Consider the following 22,913-nt stretch of genomic DNA (forward strand, 5'->3'; position numbering starts at 1 on the left):
CGGGAAGGTTCTGATGCTTACCTGGAATCGATGGTTTTTCTGATTTTTAGCGGTAAGTGAGGGGCGTTACAGCGGCATGCCGAGCCGGCGCATCTTTTCCACCAGGGTGGTCCGGTTCAGGTTCAGGAGCGCGGCGGCCCGGGCCTTGACCCCTTCGGACAGTACCAGGGCGTCGGTAATCATGCTCCGCTCTATGTCGGCAATGACTTTCATGAGGTCAACGCCCCGTTCGGTCACCCGTGTAAGGGACTCCTCGCGGATGTTCGGGGGGAGGTCGTGGAGGGTGATGGTGTCCGCCTCGGTGAGAGCTACGACCCGCTCCATGACGTTTTCCAGTTCCCGCACGTTCCCCCCCCAGTTGTAACCCTCCAGGGCCTCCACCGCTTCAGTGGTGAGAGTCATGCGGCGGCGCTGCATCTCCTTGCAGTACTTCGCGAGAAAGTGCTTTGCAAGGGGGAGAATGTCCTCCACCCGTTCGCGCAGGGGGGGGAGGACGAGGGGGATGACGTTGAGGCGGTAGTAGAGGTCTTCGCGGAAAGCCCCGTTTTTCACCTGCTCGGCCAGGTCCATGTTCGTGGCCGAGATGATCCGCACGTCGATTTTTATGGGGCGGGTGGAACCGACCCGCTCCACTTCCTGCTCCTGCAGGACCCGAAGGAGTTTAGTCTGGAGCTGTATCGGCATCGTGCCGATCTCGTCAAGGAAGATGGTCCCGCCGTTAGCCGCTTCGAATTTGCCGATCTTGTCCCTTACCGCGCCGGTGAACGCCCCTTTTACATAGCCGAACAGTTCCGATTCCAGCAGATTCTCGGGAATTGCCCCGCAATGGACGGCTATGAACGGCCGGTCCCGCCGGGATCCGTTGAAGTGGATTGCCTTTGCCACGATTTCCTTGCCGGTGCCAGACTCGCCTGTAATGAGGACTGTCGAATCGGTTTTGACAATGCGCTTCATGAGGGCGAAGACCTGCTGCATTGCCGGTGATGCGCCGATAATGTTGGCGAATTCGAATTTGTCCCGGAGCTGTTTTTTGAGGTAGACGTTTTCGGAGAGGAGTTTGTGCTTCTCGACGGCCTTGGCGATGATGATTTTGAGCTCTTCGATGTTGAGGGGCTTGGTAATGTAGTCGTAGGCCCCCTCCTTCATGGCCCGTACGGCGGTTTCGGCGGAGGCGTGGCCGGTTATGAGGATTACCTCGGTGAGGGGGGAGTCGCTCTTGATGTTTTTGAGGATGTCGATGCCGTTTGTGTCGGGAAGGAGAAGGTCGGTGATGATTATGTCGAACTTGTCCCGTGCCAGTTGCTGGGCGGCCTCAGCCCCTGATGCAGCTCCCGTGACATGGTGGCCGGCGTATCTGAGGATGGCGGTGAGGGCTTCGCGCCCCGATTCTTCGTCATCGATGAGGAGAATGCGGGTCCGTTCTTTCATTAGTTCCTCCGGTGAACAGGTTGATACATAGCACCAATGGGGCGCTTTTGGCAAGACTCCAGTCGTGGTGCCGCATTGACTGCCGCGTTGAGCTGGGTATACTGTGACCTTAGATGCCGGGAGATGGTATGGTGGATGTAGACAACAGTGGGAGAGGGTGTTGACATGGTCCCTGGCGCGATTTTTGTTGATTCTCCACTTGGAGTGTCCTGGCCGCTTACGGTGCTGATAGTAATCGCGGTGTCCGCCTTCTGTGTCTTCGCGGCCATCAAGTCGGTGCAGGCACATCGTCCCAAGCCCGCCACCGGTGGTGAGGGGCTCCTGGGGGAGAAGGGGAAGGCCGTCTCCGCCATAGCCCCCGAGGGGAAAGTCTTTATCCATGGCGAGTACTGGGAAGCCTGGAGCGATGAGCCCCTGGCCGAGGGGGACAAGGTGACGGTGATTGCGGTGGAGGATGATATGCGGGTGAAAGTCAGAAAAGCGTAGGGGCGATCCTTGTGATCGCCCGTTTTAATGAGGGATGCAATTCTGGGCGAATACAAGATTCGCCCCTACGGTAGGGAGGTGTTCAAATGTTTGATATCTTTAACTACGTGCCGGTTATCTTCATTTTCATCCTGCTGGTGATGTTTGCGGCGAGCGCCATCCGGGTACTTCCCGAGTACGAGCGGGGTGTCCTCTTTCGTCTCGGGCGGCTGGCGGGCTCGCGGGGGCCGGGGCTATTCTTTATCATTCCGGGGATTGACAAGCTGGTTCGGGTATCGCTGCGCACCGTTGCCTTCGATGTTCCCCCCCAGGATGTCATCACCCACGACAACGTGACGGTGAAGGTCTCGGCAGTCATCTACTTCCGGGTCATGGAGCCCCAGAAGGCCATCGTGGAGGTGGAGAACTATCTCTATGCCACGAGCCAGTTGGCCCAGACCACCCTGCGGAGCGTTCTGGGGCAGGTGGAGCTGGACGAGCTCCTGGCAAACAGGGAAAAGATCAACAAGGAACTCCAGGAGATTCTCGACCGCCACACGGGGCCGTGGGGGGTAAAAGTGACCGCCGTTGAGGTGAAGAACATCGACCTCCCCCAGGAGATGCTCCGGGCCATAGCCAAGCAGGCCGAGGCGGAGCGGGAGCGGCGCGCCAAGGTTATCCACGCCGACGGCGAGTACCAGGCTTCGGAGAAGCTGGCCCAGGCGGCGAAGGTTCTGGCTGCCGAGCCCACGTCGCTGCAGTTGCGCTACCTCCAGACCCTGACCGAGGTGGCTGCGGAGAAGAACTCCACAACCATCTTCCCGGTTCCCATTGATCTCATCAAGATGTTCCTGGATAAGATGGGGGATAAGAAGGAGTAAGGCACCGGCAGAAAAAGAAAAGGCCGCGCCCGGATCATCCGGCGCGGCCTTTTCTTTTTCTGGAGGAGGGTGCTGCTATTTAGCCAGGACCTCGACTTTTCCCTTCTTCCGCAGTTCTTCAACGTAATCGCTGACACCCTGCTGTACCTTCTGCTGGGTGAGGAACTGGACGATCCGTTCCTTGGCTTCCTCGAAGGGGACGGTTTCAGCGTCCTTCTTCTCGGACAGCTTGATGATGTGGTAACCGAACTGGGTCTCGACCACGTCGCTCACCTCGCCCGGCTTCAGCCCGAAGGCGGCCTTTTCGAATTCGGGAACCATTTGCCCCTTGCCGAAGAAGCCCAGATCGCCACCCTGGGCGGAACTGGGGCAGGAGGACTCTTTCTTGGCCAGTTCGGCGAAATCGGTTCCACCCTTCAGTTGCTTGAGCAGCGACTCGGCCTTCTCCTTCGCTTTTTTCTTGTCGGCAGCAGTAGCATTCTGGTCTGCTCCCACCAGGATATGGCTGGCGCGAACCGCCTCCTCCCTGTGGAACTTGTCTTTGTTTTCATCGTAAAACTTCTTTGCTTCTTCGTCGGTAACCTTGGCCTTCGGAGCGATAGTCGTTTCAATCAGGTTGCCGATGACCAGATCCTCCCGGGTGAAGGTTTCGACTTCCTTCTCGGACATATCCATCTCTTTCAGTGCCTTGTCATAGGCGTCCTGGGAGGCAAAACGCGCCTTGTTCTCCGCTACCCTGTCCTGAACCTGCTTGTCCAGATCCTTCATTTCCAGCTTTTTGCCCGCCTGATAAAGGAGTTCCTTGGCGATAATCTGATTAAGGGCCGCCTCATCCACTTTCTTCGACATTTCATCGTTCATGGATGCATGTGCCATCTGGTTCCGGGATAGAATGATCTTCTTGGCCCGATCCACCTCCGCGTTGGTGATGTCGACGCCGTTCACCCGGGCTGCCACAGTCAAGGGGGATGACGGTGCAGCGTCTTTTGCGGCGGTCTTGGCCGTGGGGGACTCGGCCGCCCCCGCGACGCCGGCGAAAAGAGCGAGCGCTGAAAGGGCAATAATCTGTCCGCGGACTGTCTTGAATACGTTCATGCGGTGTTATCTCCTTGGCTGAAATGAAAACACGATAAATGGTACCACCTGTAGATGGGGTTGTTAAGGGAAAAAATTCACTGTCGGCAGGCGGTTTTGCAACCAGGTAAAACAAAAGTTTATTCTTGACAACAAATCTTCAATTTGATTTGATGCGGTCTATGGAAATTTGTTGCTAACTATACAAAATAACGAAATAATTTTAGTTTCAATAAAGTTTTATTGGGGTTGTATTTGTTTTATTTTGCGTAAAAACACAGGGGGACCGGATGGAGAAAAGAAGATTCAGGAAGGTAATGGCCGCCAACCGCGGCGAGATCGCGATTCGTATTTTCCGTGCCTGCACGGAGCTCGGCATCAGTACCGTCGCCATCTATTCGGAGGAGGACAAGCTGTCGCTCCACCGTTACAAGGCCGATGAGGCCTACCTTGTGGGCAAGGGGAAGAGCCCCATCGACGCCTATCTCGGCATCGACGAGATTATTGCCCTTGCCAAGCAGTATGACGTGGACGCAATCCATCCCGGTTACGGTTTCCTCTCGGAGAACGCCGAGTTTGCCGAAAAGTGCGAGGCCGAGGGCATCGCTTTTATCGGCCCCACGGCTGAGATGCAGCGGGCTCTGGGCGACAAGGTGTCGGCCCGGAAAGTTGCCATGGCTGCCGGTGTTCAGACCGTTCCAGGCACCGAAGAGCCCATCGAGCATGAGGAAGAAGCGCTCATCTTTGCCAAAAACTACGGTTATCCCATAATCATCAAGGCGGCTGCCGGCGGCGGCGGGCGCGGGATGCGGGTAGCCCGCACGAAGAAGGAGCTCCTCGAAGGGCTCGTGGCGGCCCGCAGCGAGGCGAAGGCGGCCTTCGGCAACCCGGCGGTGTTCCTTGAGCGCTATCTGGAGAATCCGAAGCATATCGAGGTTCAGGTTCTCGGCGACATGCACGGCAATCTGGTCCACTTCTTCGAAAGGGATTGCTCCATCCAGAGGCGCCATCAGAAGGTGGTGGAGTTTGCCCCCTCCATCTGCCTGACCCAGAAGACCCGCGAGGAAATATGCACCGCGGCCCTCAAGATCGCCGGTCAGGTTAACTACCGCAATGCCGGCACCGTGGAATTCCTCCTGGACCAGGAGGGGAATTTTTACTTCATCGAGATGAACCCCCGCATCCAGGTGGAGCACACGGTGACCGAGATGATCACCGGCCGCAACCTGGTGCAGGCCCAGATTCTCGTGGCAGAGGGGAAGAAGCTTTCCGACTCTCCCATCAACATTCCGAACCAGGCGTCCATTGCCATGCGCGGGTATGCCATCCAGTGCCGGATTACCACCGAAGATCCCAACAACAACTTCGCGCCGGACTTCGGCACCATCACCACCTACCGCTCATCGGCCGGTTTCGGGGTGCGCCTTGACGCGGGGAACGCCTTCACCGGTTCGGTAATCACCCCCCACTACGATTCGCTTCTCGTCAAGGTCACCTCCTGGGGTCTCACCTTCGAGGAGGCGGCCCACATCATGAACCGTTCCCTCCAGGAGTTCCGGGTCAGGGGGGTCAAGACCAACATCGGCTTCCTGGAGAACGTCATCACCCACCCGGTCTTCCTGGGTGGGAAATGCGACACTTCCTTCATTGAAAAACATCCCGAGCTCCTTGAGATTGTAGAGAAAAAGGACCGGGCCACGAAAGTCCTCAGCTTCCTGGGCGATGTCATCGTTAACGGCTCTCCGGGCATTGCCAGGCCCCTGCGGTCTGCGGAGCTCCTGGATGCCCATGTTCCGGAGGTCGACGTAACTAAGCCGCGTCCGGCCGGAAGCCGTGACCTTCTCATGAACCTCGGCGCCGAGGGGCTCTCCAAGTGGATTCTTGAGCAGAAACAGCTGCTTCTTACCGATACCACCATGCGCGACGCCCACCAGTCGAACCTGGCCACCCGGGTCCGCACCTATGATCTGCTGAAGATCGCCGAGCCGACTTCCCGTCTCGGGGCCGGGCTCTTCTCGCTGGAATGCTGGGGGGGCGCCACCTTCGACGTCTCCATGCGCTTTTTGAAGGAAGATCCGTGGCAGCGTCTCCACAAGCTCTCCGAGGCGATTCCCAACATCCTCTTCCAGATGCTCCTTCGCGGCTCCAACGCCGTGGGCTACACCAACTATCCGGACAACGTGGTGCAGCGCTTCGTGGAGGAGGCGGCCTCCTCCGGCATCGACATCTTCCGGGTTTTCGACTCCCTCAACTGGACCAAGGGGATGGCCGTGGCCATGGAGGCGGTGCGCAAGAGCGGCAAGATCTGCGAGGCTGCCATCTGCTACACCGGCGATATCACCGATCCGACGCGGGACAAGTATCCCCTGGAATACTACGTGAACATGGCCAAGGAACTGGAGCAGATGGGGGCCCACATCCTGGCCATCAAGGACATGGCGGGGCTGCTGAAACCCTTCGCCGCCTTCAAGCTCGTCAAGGCCCTCAAGGAGAATATCGGCATTCCGGTCCATCTCCATACCCACGACACTTCATCCAACGGCAGCGCCACGCTGCTGATGGCCTGCCAGGCGGGGGTAGACATCGTCGATGCGGCCCTGTCGTCGCTCTCCGGACTCACGGCCCAGCCGAACCTGAACGCCCTGGTGGCGGCCCTGAAGGGAACCGAATGGGACACCCGCCTGGACGAGGAAGGGCTCCAGAAGTTGGCCAACTACTGGGAGACGGTGCGCGATTACTACGCCCCCTTCGAGTCGGGGCTCAAGAACGGCACCGCCGAGGTCTACCACCACGAGATCCCCGGCGGCCAGTACTCCAACTACAAGCCCCAGGTGGCCGGCCTCGGCCTTCTGGACCGCTGGGAGGAGTGCAAGGAGATGTACCACAAGGTGAACCTCCTTTTCGGCGACATCGTCAAGGTTACGCCGTCGTCCAAGGTGGTGGGTGACATGGCCATGTTCCTGGTGAAGAACAACCTGGACGTGCAGGATGTCTTCACCCAGGGGAGCGAGCTGGCCTTCCCCGAGTCCGTCGTCGGCATGTTCAAGGGGATGCTGGGACAGCCCTACCAGGGTTGGCCCCAGGAGTTGCAGAATATCATCCTCAAAGGGGAAGAGCCCATAACCTGCCGTCCCGGCGAGTTGCTGGAACCGGTGGATTTCGAGGAAGAGCGGGCCAAGGTGGAGGAGAAGGTCGGACACTCCGTGGATGACAAAGCGCTCATGAGCTACATCCTTTATCCCCACGTCTACCCGGAGTTCGACAAGCACCGTCACGAGCACTCCGACACCTCGGTCATCCCGACACCGATTTTCTTCTACGGTCTGGAACCGGGGCAGGAAACTTCAATCGAGATACAACCGGGCAAGACCCTTATCATCAAGCTGAATGCCATCGGCAAGGTCCATCCCGACGGCACCCGGCACATCTTCTTCGAGCTTAACGGCAACGCCCGGAGCGTGGTGGTCCGCGACCAGTCGGTGCAGACCGACGAGGCGGTGCGCGAGAAGGCCGACAAAGGGAACGCCAAGCACGTGGGCGCCCCCATGCCGGGCAAGGTTCTCAAGCTCAACATCAAGGCCGGGGACGAGGTGAAAGCCGGCGATGTCCTCATGGTCACCGAGGCCATGAAGATGGAAACCAACATCAAGGCCAAGGAGGACGGCACCGTTGCTGAGGTGAAGTTCAAGGAAGGCGATAAGGTGGAGAAGGAAGACCTGGTTATCGTTATGGCCTGACATTTTGTGCTTGTCTTGCAGATGGAAAAAGAAAGGCCCGCGTATTTGCGGGCCTTTTGCTTTTGAGCAGAAGCACGGTTATGAAGTATATTTTTGTGCCTTTCTCTATGAAACGAGATTGTGTAGTCAACAGAGAATCGAACGTGACCTGTTTGTTGCCAAGTGATTTTCAATGCACAAAAAATGTATCTGCATAAACCAAGATCCCATTGGTTTCGTAAATGTAATACTCGTAATGGGAAAGCGTATCGTCAGCAGTGAACCAAAGTGTATCCGCTCCGGGAGTGAAGGCAGAAATTTTAATTACGTTGCCATTGGAATCGTAAGAGTAGTCAAAATAATCCGAGATGGGGTCGTCGGCAGTAAACCATGCTCCGTCCGGGCCAGGACCATATGAATGGACAGTCACACGTCTCGTTCTACCCGTGTCGTCAAGAAAGTAGTCATTGTAGCTCCGTATACTGTCATCTGCCGTAAACCAGACCCCGTCGTGGCCAGGGTTGTCATAGGATATACCTCTTGTTGGTCTTCCCGTTTCATTGTGTGAATCACATGAGTACTGCAAGATCCCGTCATCGGATGTAAACCAGGCGCTGTCTGGCCCGGGATCAGTGAAAACAATTTGTCGAATAAGATTGTTATTTGCGTCGTAATCATAGGTGCTGTAGCGCACATTTGAATCATCGGCGGTGAAGGGGATACCATCGGCACCAGTGCTGCCAGAGAATGCTACTCGAGCTTCATTCCCGTTGGCATCATAAAGGCTGGCTCTGTAAGTGCTGCAGACATCGTCACCAGTGAACCATGAACCGTCAATGCCAGCGCTGTCATACATGGCCTGGGTGCCTGTTAATCCATCGTTGTTGTAAGTGATTTTGGTGTAATGCGATATGGCATCATCTGCAGTGAACCATGTTCCATCATGCCCCGGACCATTGTAGTAAATTGTGGCATCTTCCGTGGCTGTGTAGCTTTGATCGGAATACATGCTCACCGGATCGTCTGTAGTAAACCAAATTCCGTCAGGGCCGGCACTCGGATGAGAGACGACTCTTACGCTGCCTGGATCAGAGGTGGCTTCGTAATATGACACCACTTGATCGTCGGCCGTGAACCAGATTGTATCTACACCAGGACCGTTGTATATGGTTGTTCTGATGTTGAAGCCATCGCTGTCAAACTGGTGCGTTTCGTATTGCTCAACGGTTCCATCTGCTGCATACCAGACAGCCCGAGAGGGGCGAGGGATCAGGGTGGAGAAGGAGACTGTCCTGTCGGCGACGGTGTTCCCGTCGGTGTCACTGAATCCTGAAAGTGTTAGGGTGTATGAGCAGTTTGGTTCGAGCTTATGCTTTAACATGAACGTAACTTTGCCGGTTGCTGAGTCGTAATTGACCGACCCTTGGGCGCGGAATACGCGGGATTTGTGATTGTTCCGGCCGAAGAGGGAAACGGTTGAGCCGTTTACCGTGGCAGGGTCGAGTCCCGATGCTGCAGTGACCTCTATTGAGGAAAGTAGGGCGACGTTCTTTGCCCCGTTAGCCGGTATTGACGTGGCTGGTAAAGTTGTATTGCCTCCTGCGCCACACCCGGCGAGAACCAGGACGGATATAATTCCTGCAGACCAGAGTTTCAATGGAAGTCCCATTCTCACCTCATTAAAATTCGGAAATTTTTTTAGCGTGAATAACTAACATTGTGTACGGTTAATGACAACCAATAAGTTTGCGAATTGATCGTGCCGAGAGTTGAGAATTCAATAGTAGATTGGCGAACCACTATGATGTGCCGTCAAAAGCATGTTACGGAGCGTCTTGACGCCATAACGTCATAATGTTACCGTGAAGATGACATCAGCAAGGAGGTACATACATGGCAACGACATCCCCAGCGAAGCGAGCGACGGTCTATCTGGACCCCATGCTTCACCGTGCACTGAAAATCAAGGCCCTGGAGACCTCGCGCAGCATCTCGGACCTCATTAACGAGTCGGTGCGCTTCTCTCTTGAAGAAGACCGGCTTGACCTGGCCGCCTTCGAGGAACGGGTGGCCGAGCCGGTTGTCTCCTTCGAGGAGGTTCTCAAGGAACTCAAGAAGCATGGCCGTATATAGGATTATTCTCAAGAAATCAGCAGTCAAGGAGTTGGAGGCAATCCCGAAGCGCGACCTGACCAAGATTGTCGAACGAATCCACTCGCTGGCCGACGAGCCGCGGCCTCAGGGTGTGGAGAAGCTTTCTGCCCAAGAGCGATACCGCATCCGCCAGGGAGACTATCGGATTGTCTACTCCATCGAGGACGACGTACTTACGGTGTGTGTGGTGAAGGTTGGCCATCGGAGGGAAGTGTACCGGTGACACGGTGATTCCGGGAACCTTTCTTGTTGAAATTGAGAAGAAAAATACTCGAAACCACCACTGTAACGTGTTATTAAAGGGGAGCCGCCAGAGGGGCGGTTCCCCTTTTTCGATAACGGTTTTCTGTTCCACGAGTTTATCGGGGATACATTCCACTACCATACAAGGAAGGAGAAGCACTAGTGTCCAAGAAACCGGAAGTAACCTTCAAGTACATCTTCACCTACGACTACAACCCCGTCTACGTGAACGGCGCCCATGGCGGCGTCTCTCCCAGGGGCGACCTGGTCGTGAATTTCTATCTTGAGCGGCCGCCGCTTCCCAACGAGATAACCCACGAAGTGAACCCCAACGGCACCATCGGCGCCGAGACCGGTGTGGAGCCCGACGATTTCGCCCAGAGTCTTGTCCGGTTCGTCCCCACAGGGGTGGTGCTCAACTACCAGACTGCACGGGAACTCCACCACTGGCTCGGAGAGAAGGTTCGCGAGCTGGAGACCCTCGAGCAGCACAAGGCCGCCATGCGCGCCGCAGCCCAGCAGCCTGCCGGCGGTGAAGGCGTGCAGCACTGAGAAGGGCGCATTCAAAAGGGAGGATGAGGATGAACGCAGCACGTATTCTTGCAGGAGGAATCCTCGGAGTTATGCTGGCAGCTCCCGTTGTGGCTGTTGCCGATGAGTCCAGGGTGATTACCTTGGCATCTCCCAGTACCGAAGGGGGAATGCCCCTTATGGACGCTCTGCGGGAGCGGAAGAGCACGCGGGAGTTCAGCGGAGAAGCGATTTCCCCCCGCCGGCTTTCCGATCTCCTCTGGGCAGCCTTCGGCATCAACCGGCCCGAAAAGGGGGGACGTACCGCCCCCTCCGCCATGAACCGGCAGGAGATCGATATCTATGTGGCCACTGCCGATGGCCTCTTTCTCTACGACGCCCGTGGGCATCGGCTGATTCAGGAGGGGACCAGGGATATCCGGGCGCTGACCGGCCAGCAACCCTTCGTGGCAGACGTTCCGGTGAATCTCGTCTATGTGGCCGATTATGGTCAGATGGGGGATGCCGGCAGTGAGGAGAAGGCCTTTTATTCTGCTGCCGATGCGGGGGCCATCAGCCAGAACGTTTATCTCTTCTGTGCCTCCGAAGGGCTTGCCACTGTGGTGCGGGCATCCATAGACTCCCCGGCCCTGGCGAAGGCCATGGGGCTGCGCAATGAGCAGCGGATCGTGCTGGCCCAGTCGGTTGGGGTGCCGAAGGAGAAGGCCGGTACCGCTAAACCGGCGGCACAGCGTCTCCCGTCACCTGAAAATATCTGGTCGACTCCAGCCCGGATTGCCGCTCCGCCAACAGTGGAGGATACGGAGGACGCGGTGACAATCCCGCAGAAAAAATCGGAAAAGCCGTCGAGCAATCCTCTTGGCAAGCCCAAACTTACCATTGAACAGCCGGTGGTTTACTGATCTTTTGTTACCTGAATCAAACAGAGCCTCAACAGAAAAAGCCTGCCGGATATCCGGCAGGCTTTTGTGCGTCTGGGAGAGGAAACGGTTTGTTATTTCTGGCTCGTCGCCAGGGCCTGGTCCACGTCGGCTATGATGTCGTCGATGTGCTCTATGCCCACGGAAAGGCGGATCAGGTCCGGGGCCACGCCTGAAGCGGTTTGCTGCTCGGGGGTCAGTTGGCGGTGGGTGGTGCTGGCCGGGTGGAGGACGCAGCTGCGGGCATCTCCCACGTGAACCACAAGAGCTACCAGCTTGCACGCCTCCATGAACTTCTTGCCGGCTTCCGCCCCTCCCTTGATGCCGAAGGTGAGGACGCCGCTGCAGCCATGGGGCAGGTACTTTTGCGCCCGGTCAAAGCTCGGGTGGCTCTTGAGTCCCGGATACTTTACCCAACTGACGCAGGGATGGCTTTCCAGGAATTGGGCCAGAGCTAGGGCGTTGTCGCTGTGGCGCTGCATCCTGAGGGGCAGCGTGTGGAGCCCCTGGTTGAAGAGGAAGGAGTTGAAGGGGCTCGGTGTCGAGCCCAAGTCGCGCATGAGTTGGACGCGGGCTTTTACGATGTAGGCCATGGGACCGAAGGCTTTCACATACTGGAGGCCGTGGTAGGAGGTGTCGGGTTCGGTCAGTTCGGGGAACCGGCCGTTGTCCCAGTTGAAATTCCCCCCGTCAACGATTACGCCGCCGACGCTGGTGGCGAGGCCGTCGATGTATTTCGTGGCCGAGTGTACCACCACGTTGGCCCCATGATCGAAGGGGCGGCAGAGGTACGGGGTGGCGAAGGTGCTGTCGATGATGAGCGGCACCCCCTTCTCCTTGGCAACGGCGGAAAACTTCTCGAAATCGAGGACGTTCAGCCCCGGGTTGCCGATGGTCTCGGCGAAGAGGGCCTTGGTGTTGGGGCGGAAAGCGGCGAGGATCTCGTCAGCCGGCGCCTCCGGGTCAACGAAGGTTACTTCTATCCCCATCTTGGGGAGCGTGCAGGCGAAGAGGTTGTAGGTGCCGCCGTAGAGGGTGCTGGCGGTGACGAAATGCTGCCCCGCCTGGCAGATGTTGAAGATGGAGAGGGTCGTGGCCGCCTGGCCGGCGGAGGTAGCCAGTGCCCCTACGCCCCCCTCCATCATGGCCAGCTTCTGCTCGAAGGCGTCGGTGGTGGGGTTCCCCAGACGGGTATAGAAAAAGCCGGGCTCCTCCAGGTCGAAGAGTTTTGTCACATGGTCGGCGCTGTCGTATTTGAATGTGGTGCTCTGGCAGATGGTGACAACGCGGGGGTCGCCGGATTTGGGGCTGTACCCCCCCTGGATGGCCTGGGTTTCGATTTTCCACGAACTGCTCATGGCGGTCTCCTTTCAACAATAGTGGGACCGCGATAATACCAGAGAATTACCCTGCGGGAAACCCGGAATTAATGCAGCTCCATCTCGCGGGCCACCTGGCCGAGCATACGGCGGATGGTCCGTTCGTCCACGAAGCTGAAGAGATCCCCTTTGCCGAAATCCACATCGGTCCAGTCGCGCCAGCTCCGTATGGTGACCGGCACCTCGCTGACGCCGTTCCCCAGGAGACCGTGAAGGATATGTTCCTCCCCGCCGGCCCGGCGGGGATGCTCGGCTTTGCGGAGATCGAAGTAGACTGCCTGGTCGAATTGGTCCGTGGTGAGATAGATCATGACGCACCTCCCGGTTGTGTGATGATTACAGTAAAACCGATAGGTGCGACAAAATACGTCGTATATTGTCAATGCTGCTTATTCCCACTTTTACCGACGGACTTTGCCACTAATGGAAACGTTGGGTCACTTCCCGCCGTACCTCTCCACCAGTTCCCGTGCCACCGCGAAGATCCCGATGCCGGTGGGGCAGACCGCATCGCAGCGGCCGCAGAGGAAACAGCTGATCTCACCCCACCTTTCGGGGTCGGCGGCCAGCTTGTGGTGGATGCGGCGGCGAGTGCGGAGCGCCTCGGTGCCCAGGGGGTTGTGGCCGCTCGCCTCGCGCATGAAGCCGTCCAGCTGGCAGGAGTCCCACATCCGGCTCCGTTCCACCCGTCCGGCGTAGCGCCAGTCCTGCACGCCGAAGCAGGTGCAGGTGGGGCAGGCCAGGTTGCATCCGGTGCAGGCGATGCAGCGGTCGCCGATCCCGGCCCAGAAGGTGTCTGGAACGCGGTCGGCCCGGATCAGCTCGGAAGCCCGGCGGATAAGGGCCTCGTTTGTGTCCGTCAGCGCTGCCGATTCCTCCCGTATCCGCTCCAGCGTTCCGTCGGGTGAGGCATCGGGCAATCCGGCGACAATGGCCTCGCCGGCGTCGGTGTAGGGGACGACGAGCCACCGGGCGCGGTCCGCTACCAGCTCCAGGTCGCAGTCGCCGTTTGCGCAGGGCATCAGGGCGCCCTCCGGGCCGCAGTAGCCGGATACGCCGACAATGACCGCCCCCTGACGGCGGCGGAAGTAGATGTCGTCCCGCCAGCCGTCGGCAAAGAACCGGTCGATGAAGCGGAGGCAGGCGAGGTCGCGGCGGGTGAAACCGGCAACCAGAAGCGGTTTTTCCGGAGCCGGGGGAGGGGATACCGTTCCGGCGGCAGCGGTGAATATCCCACCCTCATGGGGGAAAAAGGCCGCTGTCGGTTTGCCCGGCAGCGGGCCGTCCCGGAGGGCCGGGGGACCGTCTCCGGGATGGCCGAGGGTGCGGGTTCCGTCGGGGAGGAGGATGGGGAGGCGGACCTCGTGGGTCGCTTCCAGGGACGCGAAGAAGGGGGCGAGCTGTTCGGGGCGGAGGGATTTCATGGCGCCCTCCGGACCCGCACCGCGCAGACCTTGAATTCGGGGATGGCGGATTCGGGGTCGAGCACGTTGTTGGTGAGGGCGTTGGCGGCCCCTTCGGTGAAGTGGAACGGCATGAATACCACGCCGGGGACCACCATCTCCGTCACCCGCGCCCGAGCCTGCACCTCGCCACGGCGGCTCGTCACCAGCACCCGGTCCCGCTCCCTTATCCCGAGGCGTGCGGCGTCGTCCGGGTTGATCTCCACGAAAGAGCACCGCTCTTCCCGGTCCAGGAGGTGGGTGCGCCGGGTCATGGTGCCGGTGTGCCAGTGGAAGTAGGTGCGGCCGGTGGTGAGCACGAAGGGGTAGTCGCCGTCGGGGAGCTCTGCCGGAGGCCGGTAGGGGGCCGGGCTGAACCGCCCCGAGTCACGGGTGAAGCGGCCCACGTGGAGGATTGGGGTGCCGGGATGGCTACGGTCGGGGCAGGGCCACTGGAGGCCGTGGGGGTCGAGGCGGTCGTAGCCGATGCCGCCGTAGATGGGGGTGAGGGAGGCGATTTCATCCATGACCGCCGAGGGGTCGGGATAGCGCATCCCGCCGTAGCCGGCACGCTCCGCCAAGGCGCAGATGATTTCCCAGTCGGCACGGGCCTTGCCCGGCGGCTCCACGGCTTTTCTCACCCGCTGCACCCGGCGTTCGGTGTTGGTGAAGGTCCCCTCCTTTTCGGCGAAGCAGGCGGCGGGGAGTACCACATCGGCCAGTTGGGCGGTCTCGGTGAGGAAGATATCCTGCACCGCGAGAAAATCGAGGCTCTCCAGGGCCCGCCGCGCATGTCCCTGGTCCGGGTCCGAGAGGATCGGGTTTTCCCCCAGGATGAACATACCCTTGAGTTGCCCCTCGGCGGCGGCATCCATGGCCCTGGTGAGAGGAAGACCCGGCTGTTCTGGGAGCCCGTCTACCCCCCATGCATCGGCGAATTTCTCCCGGACCGCCGGGTCCGCCACCTTCTGGTAGCCGCTGAAGACGTCGGGGAGTGCCCCCATGTCGCATCCCCCCTGCACGTTGTTCTGCCCCCGCAGTGGATTCACGCCGGTGCCGGGGCGCCCCAGGTTGCCGGTCAGCATGGCCAGGGCGGCGCAGCAGCGGACGTTGTCCACGCCGTGGCTGTGCTGGGTGATACCCATGGAGTAGACGATCATCGCGGTCTTTGCCTTGGCGAAGAGCCGCGCGGCGGCGACGATCTCCCCCGGTTCCAGTCCGGTTACGGCGGCGGCCCGCTCCGGAGTCCAGTGGGCCACCGCAGCCGCCAGAGCAGGGTAGTTGTCGCAGCGGGATTCGATGAACTCCCGGTCTTCAAGCCCTTCGGCGATAATGACCTGCATCATTCCGTTCAGGAACGCCACGTCGCTGCCGTTCCGGTGACGCAGGTGCAGGTCGGCATGGCGGGCGAGGCGGATGCGGCGGTTGTCGGCCACGATGAGCCGTGCGCCGCTCCGGGCGGCCTTTAGGATGCGGGAACCGATGAGTGGGTGCTGCTCGGTGGTGTTGGAGCCGATTACCAGGATCGCTTCGGCCCGGTCGATGCAGTCGATGGAGTTGGTCATGGCCCCGGAGCCGAAGGTCTCGGCCAGCCCCACCACCGTGGAGGAGTGGCAGAGCCGGGCGCAGTGGTCGATGTTGTTGGTGCCGAACGCCCCCCGGGCCAGCTTCATCAGGAGGTAATTCTCCTCGTTGGTGGCCTTGGCCGATGAGGCGAACATGATGGAATCGGCCCCGTGGCGCTCCTGTATCTCCCGCAGGCGGTCCACCACCAGGCCGAGGGCCTCGTCCCATGAGGCGGGGCGCAACTCTCCGCCGCGCCGGATCAGGGGTGTAGTGAGGCGGTCCGGGTGATGGACGAAGGCGAAGGCGTTCCACCCCTTGACGCAGAGCCCGCCGCGGCTGATCGGGTGGGTCACGCTCGGCTCGACTCCCACCAGCTGGCCGCCGTCGCTGACGAGGTAGAACATGCAGCCGGTGCCGCAGTAGGGGCAGACGGTGAGAGTGTGGTTCATAGCGCGCCTTTTAGATTTTCGATTTCATTCAGCCAGAACACCGGCCCGTCCTGGCAGCAGTAAAGGTGTTCGATGGCGCAGTGGCCGCATTTGCCGACGCCGCAGCGCATCTGGCGCTCCAGGGAGACTACGATCCGGTCGGTGCCTAACCCTTTCTTCCGCAGTTCCTCCACCACGGCCCGGTACATGACCGGCGGTCCCACCAGCACTGCCACGGTCCGGCCGGGATCGATCTCCAGGGGGGGGATGAGGGCGGTGACCAGTCCGACTCCGCCGCTGTAGCAATCCCCACCGGTGATCCGGTCCACGGTGCGGCTGCATGTAAAGCGGGCCGACGCCTCCCAGGCGGCCAGATCATCCTTGAAGAGGGTATCCGCCGGGCTCTTGGCCCCGTAGAGGATGGTAATTGAGCCGAACTCCCTGGGCTGGTCCTCGCAATACTGGATCAGGGATCGCATGGGCGCCAGCCCGCAGCCGCCGGAAACCAGGAGCAGATCTTTCCCCCGCAGTCGCGGCAGGTCGAAGGGTTTGCCGAAGGGGCCGCGGATGCCGATGACATCCCCTGCCTTCATTTCATGCAGGGCGCCGGTCAGAGTACCGGCCCGCCGCACCCCCATCTCGAAATACCCGCTGCGGGTCGGCGATGACGCCACCGAGATGGGCGCCTCTCCCCACCCCAGGAGGGAAACCTGCACGAAATGGCCGGGGAGATGGCCGAGGGGCTTCCCGTCGGCAAGGCGGAGGCGGAAGAGCTTTTCGTGGGGTGTCAGGTCGCAGACTGCGATGATCTCGCAGTCTGCCGGCCGGTAGAGGGAGGCGGAGGCGAGATGTTTTGGCGATTGTTTCATGGCGACGTATCCGGGACCTCGTCATTTGATTGAAACGCCTGATTTTCACCGGGATGATGCCCGGCTTGACGTATACGCTACATTGTAATGTCCAAGGTGGACGGCGTCCAGGGGTTCTTTGCAATGCGCCAATAGAAAAAGGGAGAGCCGTCGCCGACCCTCCCCCTTTTCATTTTTTCTGCAAAAACAGCTACTTTTCCGCAGCAGCTTTTCCGTCCGCCACCATCAGTTCGGCCACGAGCCGGGTAAACCGGAGCGGGTCGGTGATGGGGGACCCTTCGGTGAGCAGCGCCTGGTCGTAGAGGAGGTCGCAGTAGTCGCCCAGGCGCGGGTTGGCGTTGTCCTTGGCGAAGAGGTTGGCCATCACCTGCATGATGGGGTGGTCCGGATTCAGTTCCAGGATCCGCTTCGAGTCGGGCACGTCCTGGTTCATGGCCCGGAGGATCCGCTCCATGTTGGCGTTGAGGCCGTGCTCGTCGGCCACGAGGCAGCAGGCGCTGTCGGTGAGGCGGCTGGAGAGCCGTACTTCCTTCACCCGCGCGTCGAGCTTCTCCTTCACGAAGGAGAGGAGGTCGCCGTACTGCTTGGCCGCCTCTTCCCGCTTGGCCTCCTGCTCTTTTTTCTCCTCCTCGGTGGCGGGGATGACATCGCCCCGGTCAACGGCCTTGAGCTTCTTGCCGTCGTACTCCGTGACCCCCTGCACCACCCACTCGTCCACGGGGTCGGTGAGGAAGAGGACCTCGTACTCCTTCTTCCGGAAAATCTCCAGATGGGGGGACTGCTCCAGGGCCGCGCGGCTCGTGCCGGTGATGAAGTAGATCTCCTCCTGCCCCTCGGGCATCCGTTCCACGTACTCCTTGAGGGAGGTGAATGTACCCGCCTCGGTCTTCGTGCTCTCGAAGAGGAGGAGGTCCTGGAGCTTCTCCCGGTTGGCGTAGTCGAAGTGGACCCCTTCCTTGAGGACCTGGCCGAATTCCCTGTAGAAGGCGAGGTAGTCATCGGCCTCCTTCTCCCGCATCTCGGCGAGGGTTGAGATGATCTTTCCGACGAGGCTCTTCTGGATCCGCTTGATCTGGACATCCTCCTGGAGGATTTCCCGCGACACGTTGAGGGGGAGGTCGCTGGAGTCCACCACCCCTTTTACGAAGCGGAGGTAGTCGGGGATGAGCTGCTCGCAGGAGTCGGTGATGAAGACCCGGCGCACGTAGAGCTGGACCCCTTTCTTGCGCTCGGGCATGAAGAGATCGAAGGGCTTGTGGGCCGGCAGGTAGAGGAGCGCCTTGAACTCGCTCACCCCTTCGGCCGAGTAGTGGATGGTCTTGAGGGGTTTCTCGAAGTCGTGGGAGACATGCTTGTAGAACTCCTCGTACTCCTCCTCGGTTACCTCGCTTTTGGAGCGGGCCCAGATGGCCTTCATGGAGTTGAGGGTCTCCTCCACGGTCTTCTCGATGGTGCCGGCCCCCTCGATTTCCTCGCCGTTCACCCCTTTCGGGACTTCGGTGCGGGTCACGTCCATGACGATGGGGTACTGGACGTAGTCGGAGTATTTGCGTACGATGGAGCGGATCTTCCACTCGTCCAGATACTCCTTCATCTCTTCCTTCAGGTGCAGCGTGATTTCGGTGCCGCGGGTCTCCTTGGCAGCCTCCTCAACGGTGTAGGTGCCGTCGCCGGTGGACTCCCAGCGGACCCCGGCAGCCTTGTCGTGGCCGGCACGGCGGGTGACGAGGGTGACCCGGTCGGCCACCATGAACGAGGCGTAGAAGCCGACCCCGAACTGGCCGATGAGCTCCGGGTGCTCGGCCACGTTCTGCTCCTTCAGGTTCGCCAGGAACGCCTTGGTCCCCGAGTGGGCGATGGTGCCGATATTCTTCTCAACCTCTTCGATGGTCATGCCGACGCCGTTGTCGCGGATGGTGATGGTGCCGGCTTCTTTGTCGGTGATGAGTTTGATCTTTCCTTCCGGTTCACCCTCGATGACCGCCGCGTTCTGGTGGGACTCGAAGAGGACCTTGTCGACGGCGTCGGAGGCGTTGGAGATGAGCTCCCGCAGGAAGATATCCTTGTTGGAGTAGAGGGAGTGGATCACGAGGTCCAGGAGCTGCTGGACTTCGGTCTCGAACTTTTTGGTGCTCTTGCTCATGGGTATGACGGTCTCCTTTTGGTGTTTTGTGTGCGCGTGGTTCTTAACCTAATCATCGCCGGGACGAATTTCAAGGGGGATGATGGAGCTACCACACATCATCAGAATATGCACGAAGAAAGCTGCAAATGCACTCCCTGTGGAACACGAATTGCAAAAATATCCTGTTATCCTTGCGAGGCTTTGGTATTATTGACGCTGCATTTTTTCCCGGAGGGGGGCGATGGGTCAGGTGGATCGTTCACGTATGCGGATTGTAGCCCCTGTGCTGCTGGGGGGGCTGGTCGTGTGTGCCGTTGCCATGGTTTCGGCCCTGTCGGGATGCCGGCGCGACGATGCTCTGAAGATAGGATATCTTGGCACCCTCTCCGGCCGCCATTCGGACCTGGGGGTGGCCGGCCGCGACGGCGCCGTTTTTGCCGTGGAGGAGATCAACCGCTCCGGCGGCATTAATGGACGGCCGGTGGAGCTTGTGGTCCGCGACGACCAGGGGGAGGCCGAGGCGGCCCGGAAGGCGGTGCGCGAGTTTGTAGACGCCAAGGTCGCGGCCATCGTGGGCCCCATGACCAGCTCCATGGCCATGGCGACGGTGCCCCTGGTCAACGAGTCGCCGGTGGTGATGGTGAGCCCCACGGTCAGCAGCAACGACCTGACGGGAAAGGATGACAATTTCCTTCGCGTCTTCCCCCCCAGCGGCTCCACCGCCCGGCACCTTGCCGCCCATGTCCGGCAGGGGCTCGGGCTCAGGCGCGTTGCAGTCATCTACGACCTGTCGAACCGCGCCCATACGGAGGGGTGGTACCATGTCTTCCGCCGCCATTTCGAGACCCTGGGCGGTGAAGTGACGGCCTCTGCCACTTTCGATGCGGGCGTTCCGACCGATTTCCTGGCCCTGACGGACAGGCTCCTGGCGACCAGGCCCCAGGGTGTCTTCATTCTGGCCGGCGCCGTGGATACCGCCATGATCTGCCAGCAGATCCGCAAATCCAATCCCCGTGTGGCCCTGCTGGCGTCAGAATGGTCGAGCACACCGGAGCTCATCGTTCACGGCGGCGCCGCCGTGGAAGGAGTTACCTATTACCAGAACGTCGACCGCACCGACACTTCTCCCACGTTCACCGCGTTTCGCCGGGCATACCGCACGCGGTTCGGCGCTGATCCCGACTTCGGGGCTGTCTACGCCTACCAGTCGGTTCAGGTTATCTCCCGGGGGCTCGCCTCGGACCCACCTCCCGGGGGGCTCAAGAAGGCCATCCTCGCCATCGGGGCCTTCAGGGGGGTGCAAGGTGATTTTACCATTGACCGTTTCGGCGATGCCGAGCGGAAGCCGTTCCTGATGACCGTTCGCCAGGGGACATTCCAACGGGTGGAGGCGCAGTGAAGTTAAAGCCGAGTTTCAGAACCGCCGTCCTGACCGCCCTGCTGGTCGCGGCGGTGGTGCCGGTGCTCGTCATAGGCCTGATCACCCTTGCGATTGAGCGGCGCAACCTGTCCGACCATGTGGGCGCGACCAATCTCACCCTTGCCCGCAGCATCGCCCGTGAGGTGTCGGGAAGCCTCCGGGAACCCCACGGGTTCATCGAGCATATCGGGAAGGTGACGGACCGGGAGGGGGGCAATGCCAGGGAGCAGGCGAAAAGGCTCCTGGAGGAAGTCCGGGTCATCGGGCTCTTTGAATCGGTCTATCTGATGGATCCCAACGGACGGGTTGCCGATGTTGCCTTTGCGCGGAACGTACAGGCGTCGCCGCGGGATTATCTGGGCATGGATCTGTCAAGGCTCCCCGTTCTTCGCGAAACGCTCGCCAATGGCAACATCAGCCGCTCATCGGTATTCCTCTCGTCCGCAACCGGCGATCCTGCGGTAATGTTCGCCGCACCGGCCGGGAAGGGGGCCGTTGTCGGCACCCTGGGGCTCAGGGTGTTGAGCAGGATTGCCGAACAGGTAAAACCCGACAACGGCGGGACGGTCATCATCGTCAGCAGTGCCGGGAAGATTATCGGCCATACCGACAATACTCTTGTGCAGCGGCAGACCGATCTTGGGGGTATGGAAATCGTCCGCGCAGGGCTTGCCGGGAGGGCCGGCACCCACATCTATGCCGTGGACGGCGTGGAACGGCTCGGCAGTGTGGTGCGAATACCGGAGACGGGGTGGCTCGTCATCGTCGAGGTTCCCCTTGCCAAGGCCCTTGCCCCGGTCAAGCGGGTCGAGACAATTTTCTGGTTTGCCACGGCAGCCACCATCCTGCTGGCTTTACTGCTGGCGCTGGCGGGCCGGGCCGTGGTCTTGCGGCCCGTGACGGCCCTTGTGGCCAGCGCGGGTGAAATAAGCCTGGGCAACTATGACTTTTCTCTCCCTCCCGCCAGTTTCAGCGAGATCAACGAACTCGTGGAAAGCTTCAGAGCCATGACCGATGCGGTCCGTGTACGGGAGGGGGAGCTCCATGACCGCAACGAAGAAATCGCCATGGCCGAGGAGGAGCTGCGTCAGCAACTCGACGAGTACCAGCTCAGCCAGGATCACCTGAGCGAGAGCGAAGAGCGGTACCGCCTGCTTGTGGAATCGTCGCCCGACGCCATCGTCATCCACTGCGCCGGTGTCTATGTCTTCGCCAATCCTGCCGCCCTCAGGCTCTACGGCGCCGACCGGCCTGAACAGCTGCTGGGGCGGCAACTAACCGATTTTGTCCACCCCGACAGCCGTAAGGTGGTGGCCGAACGGATCAAACACCTCTATGACGAGCGCCGGCCGGTTCCCCTCTGCGAACAGCAGATTGTCCGCCTGGACGGCACGGTGGTGGACGTCGACGTGATCGGCATCCCCTTGACGTACAACGGCCAGCCGGCCGTGCAGGTGGTGCTGCGCGACATTACCGAACGCAAGGAGGCCGAGGAAGAGGTTCGCCGTCTGAATGCGGAGCTGGAGCAGCGGGTGAAGGAGCGGACCATCCTGCTGGAAACCGCCAACCGGGAGCTGGAATCGTTCAGCTACTCCGTTTCCCACGACCTTAGGGCGCCCCTGCGCCACATCGACGGTTTCAGTGCGATGCTCATGGAGGATTGCTGCGAGTCCCTGCCGGAAACCGCCACCTCCTACCTGGAAAAGATCAAGAGCGCTTCCCGGCGGATGGGACAGCTTATCGACGACCTCCTGGATCTTTCCCGCGTCTCCCGCAGCGCCATGCGCCGGGAGCGCGTGGACCTGAGCCGCTTGGTGCGGGAGCTGGCGCTGGAGTACGAAGAGGCCCATCCCGCGAGGAAGGTCACGTTCGAGATCGACGACGGAGTGGTGGTTGAAGGCGATCCACTGCTGTTGCGGGTGGCCCTCCACAACCTTCTGGACAATGCCTGGAAGTACACCGGCAAGAAGGATTCGGCCCACATCCGGTTCGGTGAAACGATCATCCACGGTGAGCGGGCCATCTTCGTTAGCGACGACGGCGCCGGTTTTGATATGCGGTATGTCGACAAGCTCTTCGGGGCCTTTCAGCGGCTCCACAGTGCCGAGGAGTTCGAGGGGACCGGAGTCGGTCTCGCCACGGTCCAGCGGATCGCCATGCGCCACGGCGGCCGCGCCTGGGCCGAAGGGGAAGAAGGGAACGGGGCGACATTCTATCTCTCCATCCCGTAACCCTCCCGGTTTCTTGACACTCCCCACCCCCTGTGCTAGTT

Annotated in this window: 18 protein-coding genes; 9 read left to right on the top strand and 9 right to left on the bottom strand. The window is 60.2% G+C overall.

Annotated elements, in window-relative coordinates; translation table 11 throughout:
• Nucleotides 1-66: 66 nt before the first annotated feature.
• Nucleotides 67-1,428, bottom strand: a complete 1,362-nt coding sequence (locus JZM60_RS10160; protein ID WP_207162263.1) for a sigma-54-dependent transcriptional regulator — start codon at nucleotides 1,426-1,428, stop codon at nucleotides 67-69.
• A gap of 204 nt (nucleotides 1,429-1,632) precedes the next feature.
• Here JZM60_RS10160 and JZM60_RS10165 point away from each other — a divergent pair, with 204 nt between their 5' ends.
• Nucleotides 1,633-1,914, top strand: a complete 282-nt coding sequence (locus JZM60_RS10165) for an NfeD family protein (protein WP_241426218.1) — start codon at nucleotides 1,633-1,635, stop codon at nucleotides 1,912-1,914.
• Nucleotides 1,915-2,000: 86 nt separating this feature from the next.
• The gene (locus JZM60_RS10170; RefSeq protein ID WP_207162265.1) at nucleotides 2,001-2,774 is read left to right on the top strand and encodes a slipin family protein; all 774 of its coding nucleotides are present in this window, start codon (nucleotides 2,001-2,003) and stop codon (nucleotides 2,772-2,774) included.
• Nucleotides 2,775-2,849: 75 nt separating this feature from the next.
• On the opposite strand, the gene JZM60_RS10175 is transcribed toward JZM60_RS10170, so the two are convergent.
• A complete protein-coding gene (locus JZM60_RS10175; RefSeq protein WP_207162266.1) occupies nucleotides 2,850-3,869 on the bottom strand; it encodes a peptidylprolyl isomerase in 1,020 nt (339 codons plus the stop codon).
• 269 nt (nucleotides 3,870-4,138) lie between these two features.
• Here JZM60_RS10175 and JZM60_RS10180 point away from each other — a divergent pair, with 269 nt between their 5' ends.
• Nucleotides 4,139-7,585, top strand: a complete 3,447-nt coding sequence (locus tag JZM60_RS10180; RefSeq protein WP_207162267.1) for a pyruvate carboxylase — start codon at nucleotides 4,139-4,141, stop codon at nucleotides 7,583-7,585.
• 169 nt (nucleotides 7,586-7,754) lie between these two features.
• Here the strand turns inward: JZM60_RS10180 and JZM60_RS10185 are convergent, their stop codons facing one another.
• On the bottom strand, nucleotides 7,755-9,233 hold the full coding sequence (locus tag JZM60_RS10185; protein ID WP_207162268.1) for an Ig-like domain-containing domain: 1,479 nt from the start codon (nucleotides 9,231-9,233) through the stop codon (nucleotides 7,755-7,757).
• 224 nt (nucleotides 9,234-9,457) lie between these two features.
• Between JZM60_RS10185 and JZM60_RS10190 the strand changes: the two genes are divergently transcribed.
• The 4 genes from JZM60_RS10190 to JZM60_RS10205 all read left to right on the top strand — a co-directional run bounded on the left by JZM60_RS10190 (nucleotide 9,458) and on the right by JZM60_RS10205 (nucleotide 11,394).
• On the top strand, nucleotides 9,458-9,697 hold the full coding sequence (locus JZM60_RS10190; RefSeq protein ID WP_207162269.1) for a CopG family transcriptional regulator: 240 nt from the start codon (nucleotides 9,458-9,460) through the stop codon (nucleotides 9,695-9,697).
• Nucleotides 9,684-9,941 (top strand): type II toxin-antitoxin system RelE family toxin, encoded by a 258-nt coding sequence (locus tag JZM60_RS10195; RefSeq protein WP_207162271.1) that lies wholly within the window; start codon nucleotides 9,684-9,686, stop codon nucleotides 9,939-9,941. The genes JZM60_RS10190 and JZM60_RS10195 overlap by 14 nt, the downstream gene beginning before the upstream one ends.
• 182 nt (nucleotides 9,942-10,123) lie before the next feature.
• Nucleotides 10,124-10,513 carry a hypothetical protein gene (locus JZM60_RS10200; RefSeq protein WP_207162273.1) on the top strand — a complete coding sequence of 130 codons (390 nt, stop codon included), beginning with the start codon at nucleotides 10,124-10,126 and terminating at the stop codon, nucleotides 10,511-10,513.
• Nucleotides 10,514-10,542: 29 nt separating this feature from the next.
• On the top strand, nucleotides 10,543-11,394 hold the full coding sequence (locus JZM60_RS10205) for a SagB/ThcOx family dehydrogenase (RefSeq protein ID WP_207162275.1): 852 nt from the start codon (nucleotides 10,543-10,545) through the stop codon (nucleotides 11,392-11,394).
• 92 nt (nucleotides 11,395-11,486) lie between these two features.
• Here the strand turns inward: JZM60_RS10205 and JZM60_RS10210 are convergent, their stop codons facing one another.
• The 6 genes from JZM60_RS10210 to htpG form a co-directional block, all read right to left on the bottom strand.
• Nucleotides 11,487-12,770, bottom strand: a complete 1,284-nt coding sequence (locus tag JZM60_RS10210; protein ID WP_207162276.1) for an O-acetylhomoserine aminocarboxypropyltransferase/cysteine synthase family protein — start codon at nucleotides 12,768-12,770, stop codon at nucleotides 11,487-11,489.
• 68 nt (nucleotides 12,771-12,838) lie between these two features.
• The gene (locus JZM60_RS10215; RefSeq protein ID WP_207162277.1) at nucleotides 12,839-13,102 is read right to left on the bottom strand and encodes a hypothetical protein; all 264 of its coding nucleotides are present in this window, start codon (nucleotides 13,100-13,102) and stop codon (nucleotides 12,839-12,841) included.
• Between the two features lie 126 nt (nucleotides 13,103-13,228).
• Nucleotides 13,229-14,215, bottom strand: coding sequence for a 4Fe-4S dicluster domain-containing protein (locus JZM60_RS10220; RefSeq protein WP_207162278.1), 987 nt, complete (start codon nucleotides 14,213-14,215; stop codon nucleotides 13,229-13,231).
• Nucleotides 14,212-16,248: a formate dehydrogenase subunit alpha gene (fdhF, locus tag JZM60_RS10225; protein ID WP_207162279.1), complete on the bottom strand. Its 2,037-nt coding sequence runs from the start codon at nucleotides 16,246-16,248 to the stop codon at nucleotides 14,212-14,214. The genes JZM60_RS10220 and fdhF overlap by 4 nt, the downstream gene beginning before the upstream one ends.
• Nucleotides 16,245-17,096, bottom strand: a complete 852-nt coding sequence (locus JZM60_RS10230) for an FAD/NAD(P)-binding protein (protein WP_207162280.1) — start codon at nucleotides 17,094-17,096, stop codon at nucleotides 16,245-16,247. Before JZM60_RS10230 ends, fdhF begins: the two co-directional genes overlap by 4 nt.
• 190 nt (nucleotides 17,097-17,286) lie before the next feature.
• Nucleotides 17,287-19,239 (bottom strand): molecular chaperone HtpG, encoded by a 1,953-nt coding sequence (gene htpG, locus JZM60_RS10235; protein WP_207162281.1) that lies wholly within the window; start codon nucleotides 19,237-19,239, stop codon nucleotides 17,287-17,289.
• A gap of 223 nt (nucleotides 19,240-19,462) precedes the next feature.
• Between htpG and JZM60_RS10240 the strand changes: the two genes are divergently transcribed.
• Nucleotides 19,463-20,620, top strand: a complete 1,158-nt coding sequence (locus tag JZM60_RS10240) for an ABC transporter substrate-binding protein (RefSeq protein ID WP_241426219.1) — start codon at nucleotides 19,463-19,465, stop codon at nucleotides 20,618-20,620.
• Complete coding sequence (locus JZM60_RS10245; protein ID WP_207162283.1) at nucleotides 20,617-22,872, top strand: sensor histidine kinase; 2,256 nt, start codon at nucleotides 20,617-20,619, stop codon at nucleotides 22,870-22,872. Before JZM60_RS10240 ends, JZM60_RS10245 begins: the two co-directional genes overlap by 4 nt.
• The last annotated feature ends 41 nt before the right edge of the window (nucleotides 22,873-22,913 follow it).

The organism is Geobacter benzoatilyticus (assembly GCF_017338855.1).
GTDB lineage: Bacteria > Desulfobacterota > Desulfuromonadia > Geobacterales > Geobacteraceae > Geobacter > Geobacter benzoatilyticus.

Excerpts from the sequence above, each read along its gene's own strand:
- JZM60_RS10160 (WP_207162263.1), bottom strand. The coding sequence starts at position 1,428 with ATGAAAGAACGGACCCGCATTCTCCTCATCGATGACGAAGAATCGGGG.
- JZM60_RS10170 (WP_207162265.1), top strand. The coding sequence starts at position 2,001 with ATGTTTGATATCTTTAACTACGTGCCGGTTATCTTCATTTTCATCCTG.
- JZM60_RS10175 (WP_207162266.1), bottom strand. The coding sequence starts at position 3,869 with ATGAACGTATTCAAGACAGTCCGCGGACAGATTATTGCCCTTTCAGCG.
- JZM60_RS10180 (WP_207162267.1), top strand. The coding sequence starts at position 4,139 with ATGGAGAAAAGAAGATTCAGGAAGGTAATGGCCGCCAACCGCGGCGAG.
- JZM60_RS10185 (WP_207162268.1), bottom strand. The coding sequence starts at position 9,233 with ATGGGACTTCCATTGAAACTCTGGTCTGCAGGAATTATATCCGTCCTG.
- JZM60_RS10190 (WP_207162269.1), top strand. The coding sequence starts at position 9,458 with ATGGCAACGACATCCCCAGCGAAGCGAGCGACGGTCTATCTGGACCCC.
- JZM60_RS10195 (WP_207162271.1), top strand. The coding sequence starts at position 9,684 with ATGGCCGTATATAGGATTATTCTCAAGAAATCAGCAGTCAAGGAGTTG.
- JZM60_RS10205 (WP_207162275.1), top strand. The coding sequence starts at position 10,543 with ATGAACGCAGCACGTATTCTTGCAGGAGGAATCCTCGGAGTTATGCTG.
- JZM60_RS10210 (WP_207162276.1), bottom strand. The coding sequence starts at position 12,770 with ATGAGCAGTTCGTGGAAAATCGAAACCCAGGCCATCCAGGGGGGGTAC.
- JZM60_RS10215 (WP_207162277.1), bottom strand. The coding sequence starts at position 13,102 with ATGATCTATCTCACCACGGACCAATTCGACCAGGCAGTCTACTTCGAT.
- JZM60_RS10220 (WP_207162278.1), bottom strand. The coding sequence starts at position 14,215 with ATGAAATCCCTCCGCCCCGAACAGCTCGCCCCCTTCTTCGCGTCCCTG.
- fdhF (WP_207162279.1), bottom strand. The coding sequence starts at position 16,248 with ATGAACCACACTCTCACCGTCTGCCCCTACTGCGGCACCGGCTGCATG.
- JZM60_RS10230 (WP_207162280.1), bottom strand. The coding sequence starts at position 17,096 with ATGAAACAATCGCCAAAACATCTCGCCTCCGCCTCCCTCTACCGGCCG.
- htpG (WP_207162281.1), bottom strand. The coding sequence starts at position 19,239 with ATGAGCAAGAGCACCAAAAAGTTCGAGACCGAAGTCCAGCAGCTCCTG.
- JZM60_RS10240 (WP_241426219.1), top strand. The coding sequence starts at position 19,463 with ATGGGTCAGGTGGATCGTTCACGTATGCGGATTGTAGCCCCTGTGCTG.